The sequence below is a fragment of the Paenibacillus sp. 05T425 genome (assembly GCF_056396205.1).
Window position 1 is genome coordinate 1 of record NZ_JBFTLA010000139.1, and the last position, 410, is coordinate 410.

Consider the following 410-nt stretch of genomic DNA (forward strand, 5'->3'; position numbering starts at 1 on the left):
AAACAGCGCAGTGAAATCCGCCAGGCCGGCCTGTTGACCACCGATGAAATGACGGAAGGTCGCGGTCGGCTCGCCGGCCTTGTCGCTGAACACGTTACGCCCGCTGTCGATCTCGACGACGCTCTGGTGAATATGCATCGAACTGCCCGGCGTGTGAGCCAACGGCTTGGCCATGCAGACCACGGTCAGGCCATGCTTGAGCGCCACTTCCTTGAGCAGATGCTTGAACAGCAAGGTCTTGTCGGCCAACAGCAGCGGATCGCCATGCAGCAGGTTGATCTCGAACTGGCTGACGCCCATCTCGTGCATGAAGGTATCGCGCGGCAAGCCCAGCGCCGCCATGCCTGCGTAGACTTCAGTGAAGAACGGCCGCAAGCCGTTATTGGAGCTGATGCTGAATGCCGAATGAC

The 410-nt window shown here is 60.0% G+C and carries 1 pseudogene; it reads right to left on the bottom strand.

From position 1 onward, the window contains the following. Nucleotides 1-410: pseudogene (locus AC1DF0_RS32475) on the bottom strand (hypothetical protein); the annotation flags it as partial.